The organism is Microbacterium sp. NPDC059771, assembly GCF_042732495.1.
GTDB classification, from domain to species: Bacteria; Actinomycetota; Actinomycetes; order Actinomycetales; family Microbacteriaceae; genus Microbacterium; species Microbacterium sufflavum.
Genome location: NZ_JBHWHK010000003.1, coordinates 180,371 through 193,321 on the forward strand (window position 1 = coordinate 180,371; position 12,951 = coordinate 193,321).

The window sequence follows — 12,951 nt, forward strand, 5'->3', positions numbered from 1 at the left end:
GGTCAGTGCTTGCCGTCGCTGTCCAGGTCGGGCGCGCGGTCGAACACCTCGGGACCGAGGGCGAGCTCCTCGGCCTCGCGGTGGTCGGTCACCACATCCTCGCCCGCCGCCGCGGCCTTCTTCGCCTTGTGACGCTCCGTGAGGTAGTGCCACAGCGTGACCGCGGCCGTGCCACCGACGGCGATCAGGAGGATCACGTCGATGTAGTCGACGACGAGGTCGCGCACCCAGGGGATGTACGCGATCAGGTAGCCGACCATCGTGAGTCCGAAGCCCCACAGCATCGCGCCGATGAGGTTGTAGAGGGTGTAGCGCCGCCACGGCATGTGGCCCACGCCGGCCGCGACCGGGGCGAAGGTGCGCACGATGGGGACGAAGCGGGCGAGGATCACGGTGATGCCGCCGAACCGCTCGAAGAAGGCGTTGGTGCGCTCGACGTTCTTCCTGCTGAAGAGGCCGGACTCCTTGCGTTCGAAGATGGCCGGACCGCCCTTGTGGCCGATGTAGTAGCCGACCTCGCCGCCGATGAACGCCGACAGCGCGATGAGGAGCGTGACGACCCAGATGTTCACGCCGAAGACGTTGCTGGTGTGGGTGAGCAGCCCGGCGATGATCAGGAGCGTGTCACCGGGGAGCAGGAAGCCGACCAGGAGCCCGGTCTCGGCGAACACGATGAAGCACACGACGAGCAGTGCCCAGGGCCCTGCCGCGGCGATGATCGTCTGCGGATCCAGCCAGGGGATGAGGGCGGTCGGTGCGTGCAGCATGCTTTCGAGCACGGAAGGAGTCCCGTCGGTCGTGAATTGTCGGCGGTAGTGCGATGAGGGATGCCACAGCACCCGTCGTGCGGAAGGTGGGACTTGAACCCACACGCCGTGAGGCACAGGAACCTAAATCCTGCGTGTCTGCCAATTCCACCACTCCCGCGCGGTGGGTTCAGTCTACTGACCCGGGCCGAGCTCCACTCTGGGGATCGGCCCGCAGTTTCCCGTCTCAGCGGCGCGGATCGCGCTCGAGTCCGACCACCGCGACGACGGCTCCCGCGACCAGGGCGCCGAGCCCGCCCATCGCCATGTCCCCGATCGTGTCCTCGTAGGTGACGAAGATCTCCGTCGTGATGAACGTGCGGCCCGCCCACTCGACCATCTCCCACAGCGCGCTGGCCGCGAGTCCGATGAGCGGGCAGACGACGAGCGGGAGACGCGGGCGGAACGCGGGGGAGCCCTGGGGAGGGACGATGCCGAGGCGCGAGAGCACCACGTAGCCGGTGGCGGCGATCACACCCGTGCAGAGGAAGTGCACCACGAGGTCCCAGCCCGGCAGCGAGCGGTACAGGTCGAACACGTTGCTCACGGCCGCGATCAGCACGATCGCTCCGACCGCGAGGTCGGCTCCCCCGCGCAAGCCGAGCGCACGGGGCAGCATGAGCGCCGGGAGCGCGAACGCCAGCACGCCCGCGTCGGTGGGGGTCGACCAGATCGCCGCGACGATCACGCTCAGCACGCCGATCGCCCGCACGGCGTCGGCCGCGTACTCGGCGACGGTGCAGGGCGGGCGGAGGAAGTCGTCTTTCATGCGCCCTCCCCGAGGGGACCCGGTGCCGGCGGAGCGAGGTCGACCAGGGCCTGAACCGGAAGGTGGTCCGACGGCCAGCCGCCGCCGTGCTGCCGCGGATCGATCCCCGCCCGGACCACGTGCACCTCCGCGGACGCGAGGATCGCATCGATGCGTCGGCCGACCCGGGGTGTCCGGTAGTGCGCGAACGTGCCCCACGCCGGCGTCGCCCTGGTGTCTGCCACACGCCAGGTGTCGCGCAGCGCCCCGTCCGCGGTGAGTGCCCGCCACGGCGCCGAGCCCTCGGCCGCGTTGAGGTCTCCGGTGACGACGACCGGAGTCCCCGCTGCGACCGCCGCAGCGTGCACCTCTGCGGCCTGCCGCCTCCGGGCCCACGGCGAGAACGCGTCCAGGTGCGTGTTGAGGAGCGTGAACTCGACCCCGCAGCGCCGGTCGCGGAACCGCGCGCCCACGACGACCCGCGGCAGGACGCTCGTCCACGCGATCGAGCCCGGCACCTCGGGACGGTCGGACAGCGCGCGCTGCCATCCGTCGAGCAGCTCGAGCCGCTCCCTGTCGTAGAACACCGGGCATCCCTCGCCGCGGGGACCGGGACGCCGACCGTGGCCGATCGAGCCGTATGCGGGGCCGAGGGCCGCCCGGATCGCACGCGCCTGCGTGGGCAGGGCCTCCTGCACCGCGAGCACCGTCGGCTGCTCGGCGCGCAGCATCGCGGCGACGTGGTTCCGGCGGGCGCTCCAGCGATCGGCCGCCCGCACCGCCAGCACACCGAGGTCGCGGCGCACGTTGACGCTCATGATCAGCAGCTCGGTGTCGCGCGGACGGCCGAGGAGCGGCGCGCTCACGACCGCCACCTCGCCGGAGCGGCGACGCCGAGCCGATGCAGCGTGCGGCGCAGGGCCAGCCGCGTCCACCGCACGGGCGGGAAGTCCTCCGGCCAGTGGATCAGTACCGTGCGGACGCCGCGGTGCACGCGGCGGGCGAACGAACGGCCGCTGTGGAAGGGACGCATCGAGATGCCCATCCCCGCCTCGCGCGCCCAGCGGATGCGGTGGCGTTCGCCGAGGTGGAACGCGAGGTCGAGGTCGTCGTGCACCTCGGGGTCGTCGCGGTGCACGCGGTCGCGCACGTCGCGCCACGCCCAGCGCCGGAGCGCGAGGTTCGAGCCGAACAGCGGTGCATGTCCGAGGGCGCTGCCGCACACCAGGGCGTAGGCGAGCAGATACGCGGTCGCGAGCGGGCGGCGCAGCGGTCGCGGTCCGTCGAGGAAGAGCGCGCCCCCGGTCCACGCCGCGACCCCGGGGTCGCGCACGCAGGCCGCGAGCATGACCTCGACCCACTGCCGGTCCGGGATGCAGTCGGCATCGAGACGCAGGAGCACGTCTCCCGACGCGGCGTCGTAGCCGGCTGCGCTCGCCGCGGCTGTGCCGGGCGTCGCGCAGTGGATGAGCCGCACGCCATGAGCGGACGCGACCGCGCCGGACGCGTCGGTGGAGGCGTTGTCGACCACCAGGATCTCGTCCGGGGCGCGCGTCTGCGCGGCGAGCGCCGTGAGGCAGCGGTGCAGTTCGGCGGCGTCGTCCTTTACCGGGATCACCACCGTGACGGTGGGGTCGGGGGTGGCTGGTGTGGCGCGCTGCACGTCGTCTCCTCGCGGCTCGTCGGCCCAGCGTAGGCGGCGGGTGCGACCTGCCGCGACACGGTTGACAGCGCCCGGGGCTGGTCGATAGGGCGGTGTGGATAACTCCGGAGGGGCCGCGGCGATCCTTGTCAGGATGCTCGGGTGATCCATCCCTCCACGGCCATCGCCGAACACGTCCGTCGTCGCCTGCGTGCCGAGGGCGTCGACCCGGCCGACGACCCGGAGCGTGCGAGATCCATCGCGCGCTCGGAGGTGCGGCGCTACGACGATCTCGCGCTGGCGCGCGGGGCGGAGCCCGTGGACGACGAGAGCGCGTGCATCAGGGAGGTGCTCGCCGCGATCGGCGGCTTCGGGGTCCTGCAGCCGCTCCTCGATGCGCCGGACATCGAGGAGATCTGGGTCAACGGCGACGGCGGCGTGCACGTGGCCCGCGGCGGCGCATCCGAGCGCACCGGCCTGCGCCTCGACGAGACCGTCGTGCGCGACCTCGTGGAGCGCATGCTGCACTCCTCGGGACGCCGGGTCGACATCGGCCAGCCGTTCGTCGACGCGTCGCTGCCCGACGGCTCTCGGCTGCACGTCGCGATCGCCGACGTGGTGCGCGGCGCGTGGAGCGTGAACATCCGCAAATTCCTCACCGGGCACCGCACGCTGGACGAGCTCGTCGCGCAGGGCTCGCTGCCGCCTGCGACGGCGGCGGAGCTGGCGACCGCCATGCGCGAGGGGGCGACCGTGATCGTGTCCGGGGCGACGCACGCGGGCAAGACGACGATCCTCGGGGCGCTTCTCGCGGCGTGCGCGTCGTCTCAGCGCATCGTCACGGTGGAGGAGACCTTCGAGCTCGCGGTCGGCGGGCCCGACGTGGTGGCGTTGCAAGGCCGGCAGCCCAGTCTGGAGGGCACGGGGGAGATCACCCTGCGACGGCTGGTGAAGGAGGCGCTGCGCATGCGCCCGGATCGGCTCGTGGTCGGCGAGGTGCGCGACGCCGAGGCTCTCGACCTCGTCCTGGCGCTCAACACCGGCGTGCCGGGGGCGTGCACGGTGCACGCCAACAGCGCGGTCGAGGCGATCGAGAAGCTCTGCCTGCTGCCCCTGCTCGCCGGACGGAACATCGACCGTGGCTTCATCGCTCCCGCCCTGGCATCCGCGATCGACCTCGTGGTGCACTGCGAGCGGGATCGGGAAGGACGACGCCGCGTCCGCGAGATCCTCGCCCCGTCCGGCGAGGTCCGCGACGGTCGCGTGCAGTGCCGGACGGTGTACGACGCGACCGCGGAAGCGCGGGACCGGGTGGCATCGTTCGCGGACCTCGTCGGGGGAGCACAGGCGTGAGCGTGCTGCTCGGGGCGATGCTGGCGGCGGGCCTGCTCCTGGTGCTCTCGCCCTGGCTCTGGCCGGCGGAGCGCCGGGCGCCGCGTGCGATTGCTCAGGGGCGCCTCACACGGCTCGGGGAGGAGGCCGGTTTTCCCGCGCTTCCCGCCTCGGCGCTGATCGCCGCGATCGCTGCGGCGGCCCTCATCGCCGGGTCGATCGTCTGGCTCATGACCGGGGTCGTGGTGCTCGCCGCGCTGGCGATCCTCGCGGGAGGGGTCGCCCCCGTCGCCTTCCTGCGCGGCCGGAGGCGGCGGCTGCGGCGACTGCGGCGGCAGCTCTGGCCCGACGTGTGCGATCTGCTGATCGCGTCGATCAGGGTCGGGCTGTCGCTCCCGGACGCGGTGGCGTCGCTCGGCGAGTCCGCACCGCCTGCACTCCGCCTCGCTTTCCGCACGTTCGCTCGGGACCTGGAAGGCAGTGGCCGGTTCGAGTCGAGCCTCGACCGGCTGAAGGATGCGCTGGCCGACCCGATCGGCGATCGCATCGTCGAGACGCTGCGGATGGCGCGGCAGGTCGGGGGCACCGAGCTGATCGGGGTGCTGCGGGCCCTGTCGGCGTCGGTCAGGGCGGATGCGGCGCTGCGCGGAGAGGTCGAGGCGCGGCAGTCGTGGATCCGCGGGGCCGCGGTGCTGGGGGCGGTCGCGCCCTGGGTCATCCTGACGCTGCTGGTGCTGCGACCCGAGGGAGCCAAGGCCTACGGCACCCCCGAGGGGGTGGTGGTGATCTGCGTCGGCGCCGTGGTGTCGGTCGCGGCCTTCCGCATCATGGTCCGCATCGGGCGTCTCCCCGAGCCGCGGCGGTGGTTCGGATGACCGGGATCACGGCGCTCGCGGCCGCGGTCCTGCTGGGCGGCGGTTTCGCGGCCGGGGTCCTCCTTCTGCTCGCGCGGCTGCCTCGGTGGCGGGCGGCACCGCTGATGTCTCGGATCGCCCCCTACGTGCGCGACGTGGTGGACGATGAGCGGCTGCCGGCGACGGCGCTTCCGGGCGTCGGACGCCTCCCCGCGCACCGGAGCTCGCCGGGCGAGCGGGTGCGCGATGCCCTCGAGCGTCTGGTGGGCGACGGCGACGTGCTGCGCAAGCGCCTGGCGCAGGCGGGGTCGGCGCTGAGTCCTGTCGCGTTCCGGGGCAGACAGCTCGCCTGGACGCTGGCGGGCATCGCGACCGGTGCGATCGCGGTGATCGTGCTCGTGCTCACCGGTCGCTGGTCGGTGCCGGTCGGCGTGATCCCGGTGCTCGCCGGCACGACGGCCGCGATCGGCTACGACATGCAGCTCTCCGCCCGCGTCAGGGCTCGGCGCACGCGGCTCGCCGACGAACTGCCGACGACCCTCGAGTTCCTGGCGCTGTGCCTCTCGGCCGGCGAGAGCTTCCTCGACGCGGTGCGGCGCGTGGCCGGGGTGGGGTCGGGTGAGCTGACCGGGGAACTGCGCCGCGTCGTGCTGGAGGTGGGGACCGGGTCGACGCTCGCGGAGGGGCTGGGCGATATGGCCGCACGGCTGGAGCTGCCCGGCCTCTCGCGCGCGGTGGACCAGATCGTCGCCGCACTGGAGCACGGAGCACCGCTGGCCGCCGTGCTGCACGCCCAGGCCGGGGACGCGCGCGAGGAGGCCAAGCGCACCCTCATCGAGCAGGCCGGGCGCAAGGAGATCCTGATGCTCCTGCCGCTGGTCTTCCTGATCCTGCCGCTGTCGGTGGTGTTCGCGATCTATCCCGGGCTGTTCATCCTGCGGCTCGGCCTCGGTTGACGCGCCGGGCGCACGGCCTGTGGATAACCGCGGACGCGGGTGGGCGCTCCCGGGCAGACTGACGGCATGATCACACGCCTGCGTTCTCCGCTCCGTGCCCTGGCCGACGACGAGAGGGGAGACGTCCCCGGCTGGGTGCTCGTAAGCAAAGTACGATTAAGGGTATGCCCAACGTAGCGGTTTACCTGCGGATCTCCCTCGACCAGACCGGCGAGGAGAGAGCGGTCGAGCGTCAGCGTGAGGACGCGCTCCAGCTCATCAAGAACCACGAGGATGACGGCTGGGTGCTGTACGACGTCTACCGGGACAACTCCGTCAGCGCATCCAGGCGGGAGAAGCGCAGACCGGACTACGACCGGATGGTGCAGGACTACGAGGCGGGCCGCTTCTCGATCATCGTCACCTACGATCTCGACCGCCTCACCCGTCAGCCCTCTCAGCTCGAAAGCTGGATCGAGGCATCGGAGACCAAGGGCCTGCGGATCGTCACCCTGAACGGCGAGGCGGACCTCGCAAAGGACTCGGGTCGTCTGTTCGCCCGGATCAAGGTGGCGGTGGCCAAGGGCGAGGTGGAGCGCATGGGCGCGCGCCGTAAGCGTGCCAATGAGCAGACTGTCGCGAGCGGTCGCCCTGCACCGGGACGCCGTCCCTACGGCTGGGAGAAGGACGGCGTCACCTTGCGCGAGAGCGAGGCCCAGGTGGTGCGCTCGATCTACGCCGCTGTGCTCGCCGGAGATAGCCTGCGCGCGCTCGTGCGGGATCTCAACGTCCGCGAGGTCCCGAGCCCTCAGAGCACCCCGTGGACGGCTTTCAAGCTGCGCCAGGTGATCGACCGTGAGCGCAACTACGGTGCCTTGATCCGCTACGGCGTCGTCCAGCCGGTGAGCGTAGTCGAGCCCATCGTCACCAAGGACGAGCACGAGCAAGCACAGGCAATCATCGCCGGTCGTGCTCAGCCCGGACGTAAGCCGGAGAAGCATCTCCTCTCGGGCCTGGCCCACTGCGCCGTGTGTGGCCGCACGCTCGGTGCCAAGCGCCTTCGTGACGGGAGCGGCGAGCGGTCGCCCTACTATGTCTGCACGAGCCGCATCAATCGGACGCACGAGAGCGACGGCAAGAAGCACCCCACGATTCGCGCAACGATTCTGGAGAAGCGCGTGCGCGAGGAGGTCGTGAAGGCTTTCCTCTACGGTCCCGGCGAGTTGTTCCCTGGTAGCGACGACGGCGGAGTCGCGGAGGCCTCTGTGCGCCTCCAGGACGTCCGTCAGCGCATCGAGCGTGTGGCTGACGCCATCGAGGACGGGACGATCCAGAAGGGCCGTGCAGCGGCTCGCATGGCCGGTCTGCACCGCGAGGAGAGTGCAGCGCTCGCCGCGGTCACGGAGGCGCAGGCGCGCGCGGCCACGGGACGATTCGCGGACATCCGGCGAGGTGTGTTCACGCCGGGGGAGCGGGTCAGCTTCGAGAAGGTCTCAGAGGTGCGCGATGCCCTCGGAGTGGAGTACGACGCGCTCGGGTTCGACCAGAAGCGCGATCTCATCAAGACGCTGCTGGAGATCGTGGTCGAGACCGGCTACGGCGCGAAGAGAGCCCGCGTGACGCACACTGTGGTGACGGATCTGAACGACGAGACACACGAGGTGATGTGACGGCCATGAGCGACGACGACGAGATCCTGCGCATCATCCAGCGTCCGACCGCCGACGAGATGACCGCGAGATTCGCGCCCCTCTGCGCGGAGGCGGACGCGGCGATCCGAACGGACCCGGAGTATGTCATCGAGCTGGCAAAGATGGCGAGCGCTGTGGCCCGCGGTGAACCGTTGCCGCCGCTGCGGCGCTCGCCGCATGGTTTCGTTGTTGCCGACGAGCGCGCAGAGCGGCGACGAGAGGCGGATCGGCGGCGATGGCACGCACGGAAGGCTGAGAGGTCCGCTGCTGCGGATGAGAGCCAGGGAGCCTAATCAGGCGGCTGAAGCGCTTCTGAGCTGAGGTATCCCGGCGACCGAGATATCCGGGCTCGTGACCATGAGTTCGGTGCCCACTCGCTTTACTGCGGCGGTGTAGTTCAGGTCGAACGCGTACTGCGGGTATCCCTCGTAGAGTTCCTGGATCTGGGGTACGAGATCGTACGTGAGCACCCAGGGCTGCTCCAGCCCATGCACGACCGTGGCCAGCTCGGCGTGATCGGTGGGGGTGTAGAAGTTCGTGTAGAGGCCAGAGCCCTTGCCGTAGTACGGCGGGTCGATGAAATGCACGACTCGATCTGACCGCTCGGACATGCCGCGCAGGAAGTCTTTGCCATCCTCACGGGTGATCGAGATCGAGCGCTTGTAGCGGGCGATGCGCTCGATCTTGTCCACGGTGACATCCTTCGGGAACCGGCAGTCCAGCTTGTAGTTACCCGTCTGATCCATCCCGCCGATGACGCCACCCTTGATGACTCCGGAGCGGTTCGTTCGGTTGAGGAAGAGCGTGGCGAATGCGAGTTCAAGAGACGGTTCGTCTTTCATTGCCCGATAGGTCTCGCGCTGCTTGTACCACTCATCCATCGTCACCGGCGTGTCGGAGACGAGGCGAACCAGCTCGTCGGTCTCGTTGAGCATCGCATCCCAGAGCGAATAGATGCCGGGGTCGATGTCGTTGAGAACGATTCGGCGAACAACTCCTTCGAAGAGGAGGGACAGTGCGAGCCCGCCGCCCCCAGCGAACGGCTCGGCGTAGGTCGTCTTGCGCAGACCGTTCCATTCGAGGAGCGGTGACGCGAGCTTGAACAACGCGGTCTTACCGCCCGGATATCGCAGAGGTGAGGGTGTGACGGGCATGGTTTCACTTCGGGTTGCTAGCGGGGTCTCTCGAACGTTACAGCTTCTTGGCGACGTTGGCCAGCGCGGCCCCGTTACGCTTGCGCGGGTTCGATGGGCGGCTCAGCGTTCGATGCGATGAAACCAAGGATCGGCTCCACCTCGTCCCACTTCTTGGTGAGCGTGGCCCAGTCAGGGAAGGCTGAGCCGTGAGCGATGAGGCCCAGGTAGAAGGCGCTGTAGACGTACGTGGGATTCGAGACCTGCCCTTTCAGAAGACCAAGCGCTCCAGCCTCGGCCTTAGTGAGGTGGATCGCACCGCTCTTCTTTTCCTTCTCGATGTGGGTCAAGACGTTGTGAACCAGAAGGTGCAGCTTGTCGTTCTGCCCAATCTGTGTGCCGCGAGTTTCTAGATACTTGACGGTGACGGACTCCAGGAACACGCGCACGATTAGCGCCGCGGCCAACGGGCTGAACCGGCGAACCGACTTCAGCTCCGCAAGGATTCGCTTCAGGCGCTCATCTCGAAGGCTTGGCGCGAATGCTTCCGGCACGAGCTTCAGTCGCTTATCTGGGTGAGTCCCCCCACCGGAAGTTGAACTGCCCTCGGAGTCGTCCGTATCGTCGTCGGCGGACGGGTCGTCCGATGCCGCCTCATCGCCGTTGTCGGCAGTCGTCTCAACAGAGCCCGTGGACTGCTCTGTATCGTCCTCGTTTTCCTCGGTGTCCTCGGGAGTCGGGCCAACCGGCTCCGTGATGTTCACGAGGTTCTCCTGCGCGTACTTCGCGCGATCAGCGCTGTTCGTTCGGGATGTCGCTCCGTTTGCCCGGGCGACGATGTCGCTGAGGAGGCGTTGCAGGCGAAGGTCGAAGAGCGACTGGGTGCCCAAGATCTTGAACTCGGGTTCCGAGGCGCTTGTCGTGATGCCGAGACCGTGCTTACGAACGAATGGGTTGGAGATGAAACGGGTGATCGTAGTGAGGATGTCCGTTGACTGCGCCTTGGTGAGCATCCCGTGGCTCTGCCCGTACTCCAGCAGAGCGAGTGCGAGAGCGTTGCCGGTTCGGTCACCGTAGCGCCTGGCCAGCTGGACGGGGTTCCATGGCTTCGGACCGTTGCCGTTACCGGGACCGGCGTGCTTCCGGTCGATCCAGACGTCCGCCTCATCCTCGTCATCGAAGACAGTGAGTTCGATGACGATGTCGTCGGGGTCGAGATCGCGGCTCAGGCGTTCGAAGATCTTGCGTTCCTTGGGAGGAGCAAGAGTCGGGTCATGCAGGAGGATGAGTGCGCAGAGGCGGCGGTTGCCCTCCAGGATGACGTAGCCGCCCTCAGGGGCTGCGACTGCTCCAAACATGTCCAGTGGGCTCAGACCGACCTTGGCGATGTCGCGAGCGAGCCCGAGGACGCTTTCCTTCTCGACCAAGTAGCGGATGATGTCACGCCGAGACATGCCCGGTTCGTGACGCGGGTTATCCGGGTCCAGATCCAGATCCGCAAGGTCCGCCCAGTCGATTGTTACCCGCTCCGGCATGTCTCCCCCATCGCATTCAAGCCATTTTCGGAATCCTATCCACAAGCATGGGAATGCGACTAGAGCTGCTAGTTCGCGAGGGCGCGGTAGACGCTCGCGCGCGAGATCTCTTCCTTCTTCACGATGCGGTCAATCGTCCAGCCCTGCGCTCGGAGAGCCCGCACAGCGGCCACTTTCTCGGGGCGGAGGGCGGTCTTGGGGCGGGGCTTCCGTTCGCCCTTCGCGGCAAGTGCTGCGCGACCCTCGGCGGCGCGTTCCTTAATGTTCTCGCGCTCCCACTCTGCGATGGACAGCATGATGTTGCGGAGGAGCTTGCCGGTGATGCCGTCGAACTGCTCGCCGGGCTTCAGGCTGCGCACATGGATGCCCGCTTCCTCCAGCTCTTCGAACGTTTGGAGTGTGCCCAGCACTGTGCGGCCCAGGCGGTCGAGGGAGGAGACTACGACCGTGTCGCCGGGACGCGCGACACGGAGGAGAGCGGTCAGCCCGGGGCGGTCCATTGTCCTGCCGCTGAGCTTGTCCTCGTAGATTCGATCCTCGGGGATGCCGTCGTCGTGCAGCGCCTTAGTCTGCCGTTCGTACGACTGCTGCACGGAGGACACCCGCCGGTATCCCCAGGTGTAGCCGGTGGATGCGGTCTCGCTGCCGGTCGCCATGACACGAATGTATCAGCTACTGCATTTGTGACGCAATAGATGAGATGCATCTCAGATGCTGTATTTGCTCGTCCCGATGAAACACAATCGAGGGGTGCTCGGCACTGTCTCACCTAGCTTGCTAAGTGAGACGCATCTCAGGGATACGCCACGAGCGCGGGGTGTCCGTCGATCCTCCCGCGATCCACGACGACGAGATCCACGCCAACAACGGAATCACGAGCAAGCGGTCGTGCGCCCGGTGGGGATCAGCGTCATGTCGTTGCCGCCTCTCGTGCGCGAGTGCGCGCCTGCGGCGTGACGCGCCGGACGACACCTCCGTAATACCCCCAGGCGCGGCCCCGCGGGGCGGTCTTGCCGTACTCGCGGCACTGCTGCCGTACCGGACAGCCCGCGCAGAGCTGGCGGAGGGCGGGATCGTGCTCGTTGGTGTCCGCGGTGAAACGGCCATCCCCAGCACACGGTGGGGTCGAGGTGGCCAACGCATCTGAGAGGGCGCTCCAGGCGGTCGTTGCGGTCATCGTGGTGCGAACGCCTCTCGGCGGAGGTCTGAGCGGAGACCAACGGGGAGCCCCCGGAGTTCTCGAATGCCGTGCGGGGTGTCCGCGAGCACCCACAGCTTGCCGTCGAGTGCGTTGGTGCCTGCGATCACGCCGAACTCTCGACCGTCACGGGCGCGGATGATCGTCGCGATGCTGTTCTGGGGGATGCGGCAGTGGTTCGCGCCGATCTTGACCCACGAGCCCCTCGTATCGGGCCACACGGGGTTGGCGTAGTGCAGCGGGGTGCGGCCATCCGGCGGGCTCGTGGACTCTCCAGGAAGCCTCACGAGGCGACGGAGGTGCGGCGGGAGCTGTGCGGGCTGCTGCGGCGTGGCTGGGGGCTGTGCGACCGCCTGAGGGGGCGTGGGGCGAGGGTTGTGGCCGCTCGTTCGGAATGGGTGGATCACTCTTGCGTGCTTGCTCTTCATGATGACTCCAGGTGGGGGAAGGGACCGGCCCCCGCGCGAGAGACCTTCATCAAGCCGCACCAATTTCGTGGATGGGATGCGCGGGGACCGGGGCTGAGGGGGTGCCCCGCCCGCCGGACTCTGAAACGGCGGGCGGGGCGTTTGCGGGGCGGGATCGAGCCGCCTTCCGCGCCTCGCGCTGGGCTGAAGGGCCGAGCAAGCCTAGGAAACCCGGCGCGAGGAGTGTGTGGATTTGTATGAACCGCGACCGGCCAGGCTCTCGATGAGCTGGCGTGGCAACTCCTGGCCGGTCGCGGAGTCATGGGCTCGGTGCAGTGATCTCTGAGAAGGTCGCGAGATCCATCACGACGAGCGAGTCGGCCAACGGGCGGGCGCGGAGATGCTGGACAACGGCGACGTGCTCGCCCTCGTCGGCCAGCTCGATGGCCTCAGTGAGATCTGACGACAGACGGTGCGTCACGCGGCTGCTGGTCGCGATATGCCAGCCGTCCACGCCCGTGACGTCAGAGGAGGAGAGGCCGATGCTCTCGCTCACCTTCCGTCGCATCGGTCGAGCTGTGGCGTCGTCGTGGCCGGAGAGATTCAGAAATAGCGCGACGGCCTCGCGATAGCGGAGAGCATCGGAGAGATTGCGATTCGTACCGGCCAT

General features: G+C 68.7%; 15 protein-coding genes and 1 tRNA gene. 5 read left to right on the forward strand and 11 right to left on the reverse strand.

Going from position 1 to position 12,951, the window contains the following annotated elements:
- Positions 1–2: 2 nt before the first annotated feature.
- The 5 genes from ACFV3I_RS18175 to ACFV3I_RS18195 all read right to left on the reverse strand — a co-directional run bounded on the left by ACFV3I_RS18175 (position 3) and on the right by ACFV3I_RS18195 (position 3,217).
- Complete coding sequence (locus ACFV3I_RS18175; protein WP_378823940.1) at positions 3–767, reverse strand: DedA family protein; 765 nt, start codon at positions 765–767, stop codon at positions 3–5.
- Between the two features lie 78 nt (positions 768–845).
- A tRNA-Leu gene (locus ACFV3I_RS18180) sits at positions 846–927 on the reverse strand.
- A 66-nt stretch (positions 928–993) separates the two neighbouring features.
- Positions 994–1,575 carry a hypothetical protein gene (locus ACFV3I_RS18185; RefSeq protein WP_247639031.1) on the reverse strand — a complete coding sequence of 194 codons (582 nt, stop codon included), beginning with the start codon at positions 1,573–1,575 and terminating at the stop codon, positions 994–996.
- On the reverse strand, positions 1,572–2,420 hold the full coding sequence (locus ACFV3I_RS18190) for an endonuclease/exonuclease/phosphatase family protein (protein WP_378823901.1): 849 nt from the start codon (positions 2,418–2,420) through the stop codon (positions 1,572–1,574). Before ACFV3I_RS18190 ends, ACFV3I_RS18185 begins: the two co-directional genes overlap by 4 nt.
- A complete protein-coding gene (locus ACFV3I_RS18195; RefSeq protein ID WP_247639029.1) occupies positions 2,417–3,217 on the reverse strand; it encodes a glycosyltransferase family 2 protein in 801 nt (266 codons plus the stop codon). The genes ACFV3I_RS18190 and ACFV3I_RS18195 overlap by 4 nt, the downstream gene beginning before the upstream one ends.
- A gap of 141 nt (positions 3,218–3,358) precedes the next feature.
- Between ACFV3I_RS18195 and ACFV3I_RS18200 the strand changes: the two genes are divergently transcribed.
- The 5 genes from ACFV3I_RS18200 (at position 3,359) to ACFV3I_RS18220 (ending at position 8,301) form a co-directional block, all read left to right on the forward strand.
- Positions 3,359–4,549, forward strand: coding sequence for an ATPase, T2SS/T4P/T4SS family (locus tag ACFV3I_RS18200; RefSeq protein ID WP_247639028.1), 1,191 nt, complete (start codon positions 3,359–3,361; stop codon positions 4,547–4,549).
- Positions 4,546–5,403, forward strand: coding sequence for a type II secretion system F family protein (locus ACFV3I_RS18205; protein WP_378823903.1), 858 nt, complete (start codon positions 4,546–4,548; stop codon positions 5,401–5,403). The genes ACFV3I_RS18200 and ACFV3I_RS18205 overlap by 4 nt, the downstream gene beginning before the upstream one ends.
- On the forward strand, positions 5,400–6,338 hold the full coding sequence (locus tag ACFV3I_RS18210; RefSeq protein ID WP_247639026.1) for a type II secretion system F family protein: 939 nt from the start codon (positions 5,400–5,402) through the stop codon (positions 6,336–6,338). Before ACFV3I_RS18205 ends, ACFV3I_RS18210 begins: the two co-directional genes overlap by 4 nt.
- Positions 6,339–6,502: 164 nt before the next feature.
- Positions 6,503–7,987 (forward strand): recombinase family protein, encoded by a 1,485-nt coding sequence (locus ACFV3I_RS18215; protein WP_378823905.1) that lies wholly within the window; start codon positions 6,503–6,505, stop codon positions 7,985–7,987.
- Positions 7,988–7,992: 5 nt separating this feature from the next.
- Positions 7,993–8,301 carry a hypothetical protein gene (locus ACFV3I_RS18220; protein WP_378823907.1) on the forward strand — a complete coding sequence of 103 codons (309 nt, stop codon included), beginning with the start codon at positions 7,993–7,995 and terminating at the stop codon, positions 8,299–8,301.
- On the opposite strand, the gene ACFV3I_RS18225 is transcribed toward ACFV3I_RS18220, so the two are convergent.
- The 6 genes from ACFV3I_RS18225 to ACFV3I_RS18250 form a co-directional block, all read right to left on the reverse strand.
- Positions 8,302–9,162, reverse strand: a complete 861-nt coding sequence (locus ACFV3I_RS18225) for a DNA adenine methylase (protein ID WP_378823909.1) — start codon at positions 9,160–9,162, stop codon at positions 8,302–8,304. It lies immediately after the preceding gene.
- 74 nt (positions 9,163–9,236) lie between these two features.
- The gene (locus ACFV3I_RS18230) at positions 9,237–10,676 is read right to left on the reverse strand and encodes a hypothetical protein (RefSeq protein WP_378823911.1); all 1,440 of its coding nucleotides are present in this window, start codon (positions 10,674–10,676) and stop codon (positions 9,237–9,239) included.
- A 68-nt stretch (positions 10,677–10,744) separates the two neighbouring features.
- Positions 10,745–11,332 carry a recombinase family protein gene (locus ACFV3I_RS18235; protein ID WP_378823912.1) on the reverse strand — a complete coding sequence of 196 codons (588 nt, stop codon included), beginning with the start codon at positions 11,330–11,332 and terminating at the stop codon, positions 10,745–10,747.
- A gap of 254 nt (positions 11,333–11,586) precedes the next feature.
- Positions 11,587–11,853 (reverse strand): WhiB family transcriptional regulator, encoded by a 267-nt coding sequence (locus ACFV3I_RS18240; RefSeq protein WP_378823914.1) that lies wholly within the window; start codon positions 11,851–11,853, stop codon positions 11,587–11,589.
- Positions 11,850–12,161, reverse strand: coding sequence for a hypothetical protein (locus ACFV3I_RS18245; RefSeq protein ID WP_378823915.1), 312 nt, complete (start codon positions 12,159–12,161; stop codon positions 11,850–11,852). The genes ACFV3I_RS18240 and ACFV3I_RS18245 overlap by 4 nt, the downstream gene beginning before the upstream one ends.
- A gap of 439 nt (positions 12,162–12,600) precedes the next feature.
- Positions 12,601–12,951: a hypothetical protein gene (locus ACFV3I_RS18250; RefSeq protein WP_378823916.1), complete on the reverse strand. Its 351-nt coding sequence runs from the start codon at positions 12,949–12,951 to the stop codon at positions 12,601–12,603.

What these genes read in the sequence shown, in the direction of transcription:
- ACFV3I_RS18225 (WP_378823909.1), bottom strand. Translation starts at nt 9,162, where the DNA reads ATGCCCGTCACACCCTCACCTCTGCGATATCCGGGCGGTAAGACCGCG.
- ACFV3I_RS18235 (WP_378823912.1), bottom strand. Translation starts at nt 11,332, where the DNA reads ATGGCGACCGGCAGCGAGACCGCATCCACCGGCTACACCTGGGGATAC.
- ACFV3I_RS18185 (WP_247639031.1), bottom strand. Translation starts at nt 1,575, where the DNA reads ATGAAAGACGACTTCCTCCGCCCGCCCTGCACCGTCGCCGAGTACGCG.
- ACFV3I_RS18230 (WP_378823911.1), bottom strand. Translation starts at nt 10,676, where the DNA reads ATGCCGGAGCGGGTAACAATCGACTGGGCGGACCTTGCGGATCTGGAT.
- ACFV3I_RS18175 (WP_378823940.1), bottom strand. Translation starts at nt 767, where the DNA reads ATGCTGCACGCACCGACCGCCCTCATCCCCTGGCTGGATCCGCAGACG.
- ACFV3I_RS18210 (WP_247639026.1), top strand. Translation starts at nt 5,400, where the DNA reads ATGACCGGGATCACGGCGCTCGCGGCCGCGGTCCTGCTGGGCGGCGGT.
- ACFV3I_RS18220 (WP_378823907.1), top strand. Translation starts at nt 7,993, where the DNA reads ATGAGCGACGACGACGAGATCCTGCGCATCATCCAGCGTCCGACCGCC.
- ACFV3I_RS18240 (WP_378823914.1), bottom strand. Translation starts at nt 11,853, where the DNA reads ATGACCGCAACGACCGCCTGGAGCGCCCTCTCAGATGCGTTGGCCACC.
- ACFV3I_RS18250 (WP_378823916.1), bottom strand. Translation starts at nt 12,951, where the DNA reads ATGGCCGGTACGAATCGCAATCTCTCCGATGCTCTCCGCTATCGCGAG.
- ACFV3I_RS18215 (WP_378823905.1), top strand. Translation starts at nt 6,503, where the DNA reads ATGCCCAACGTAGCGGTTTACCTGCGGATCTCCCTCGACCAGACCGGC.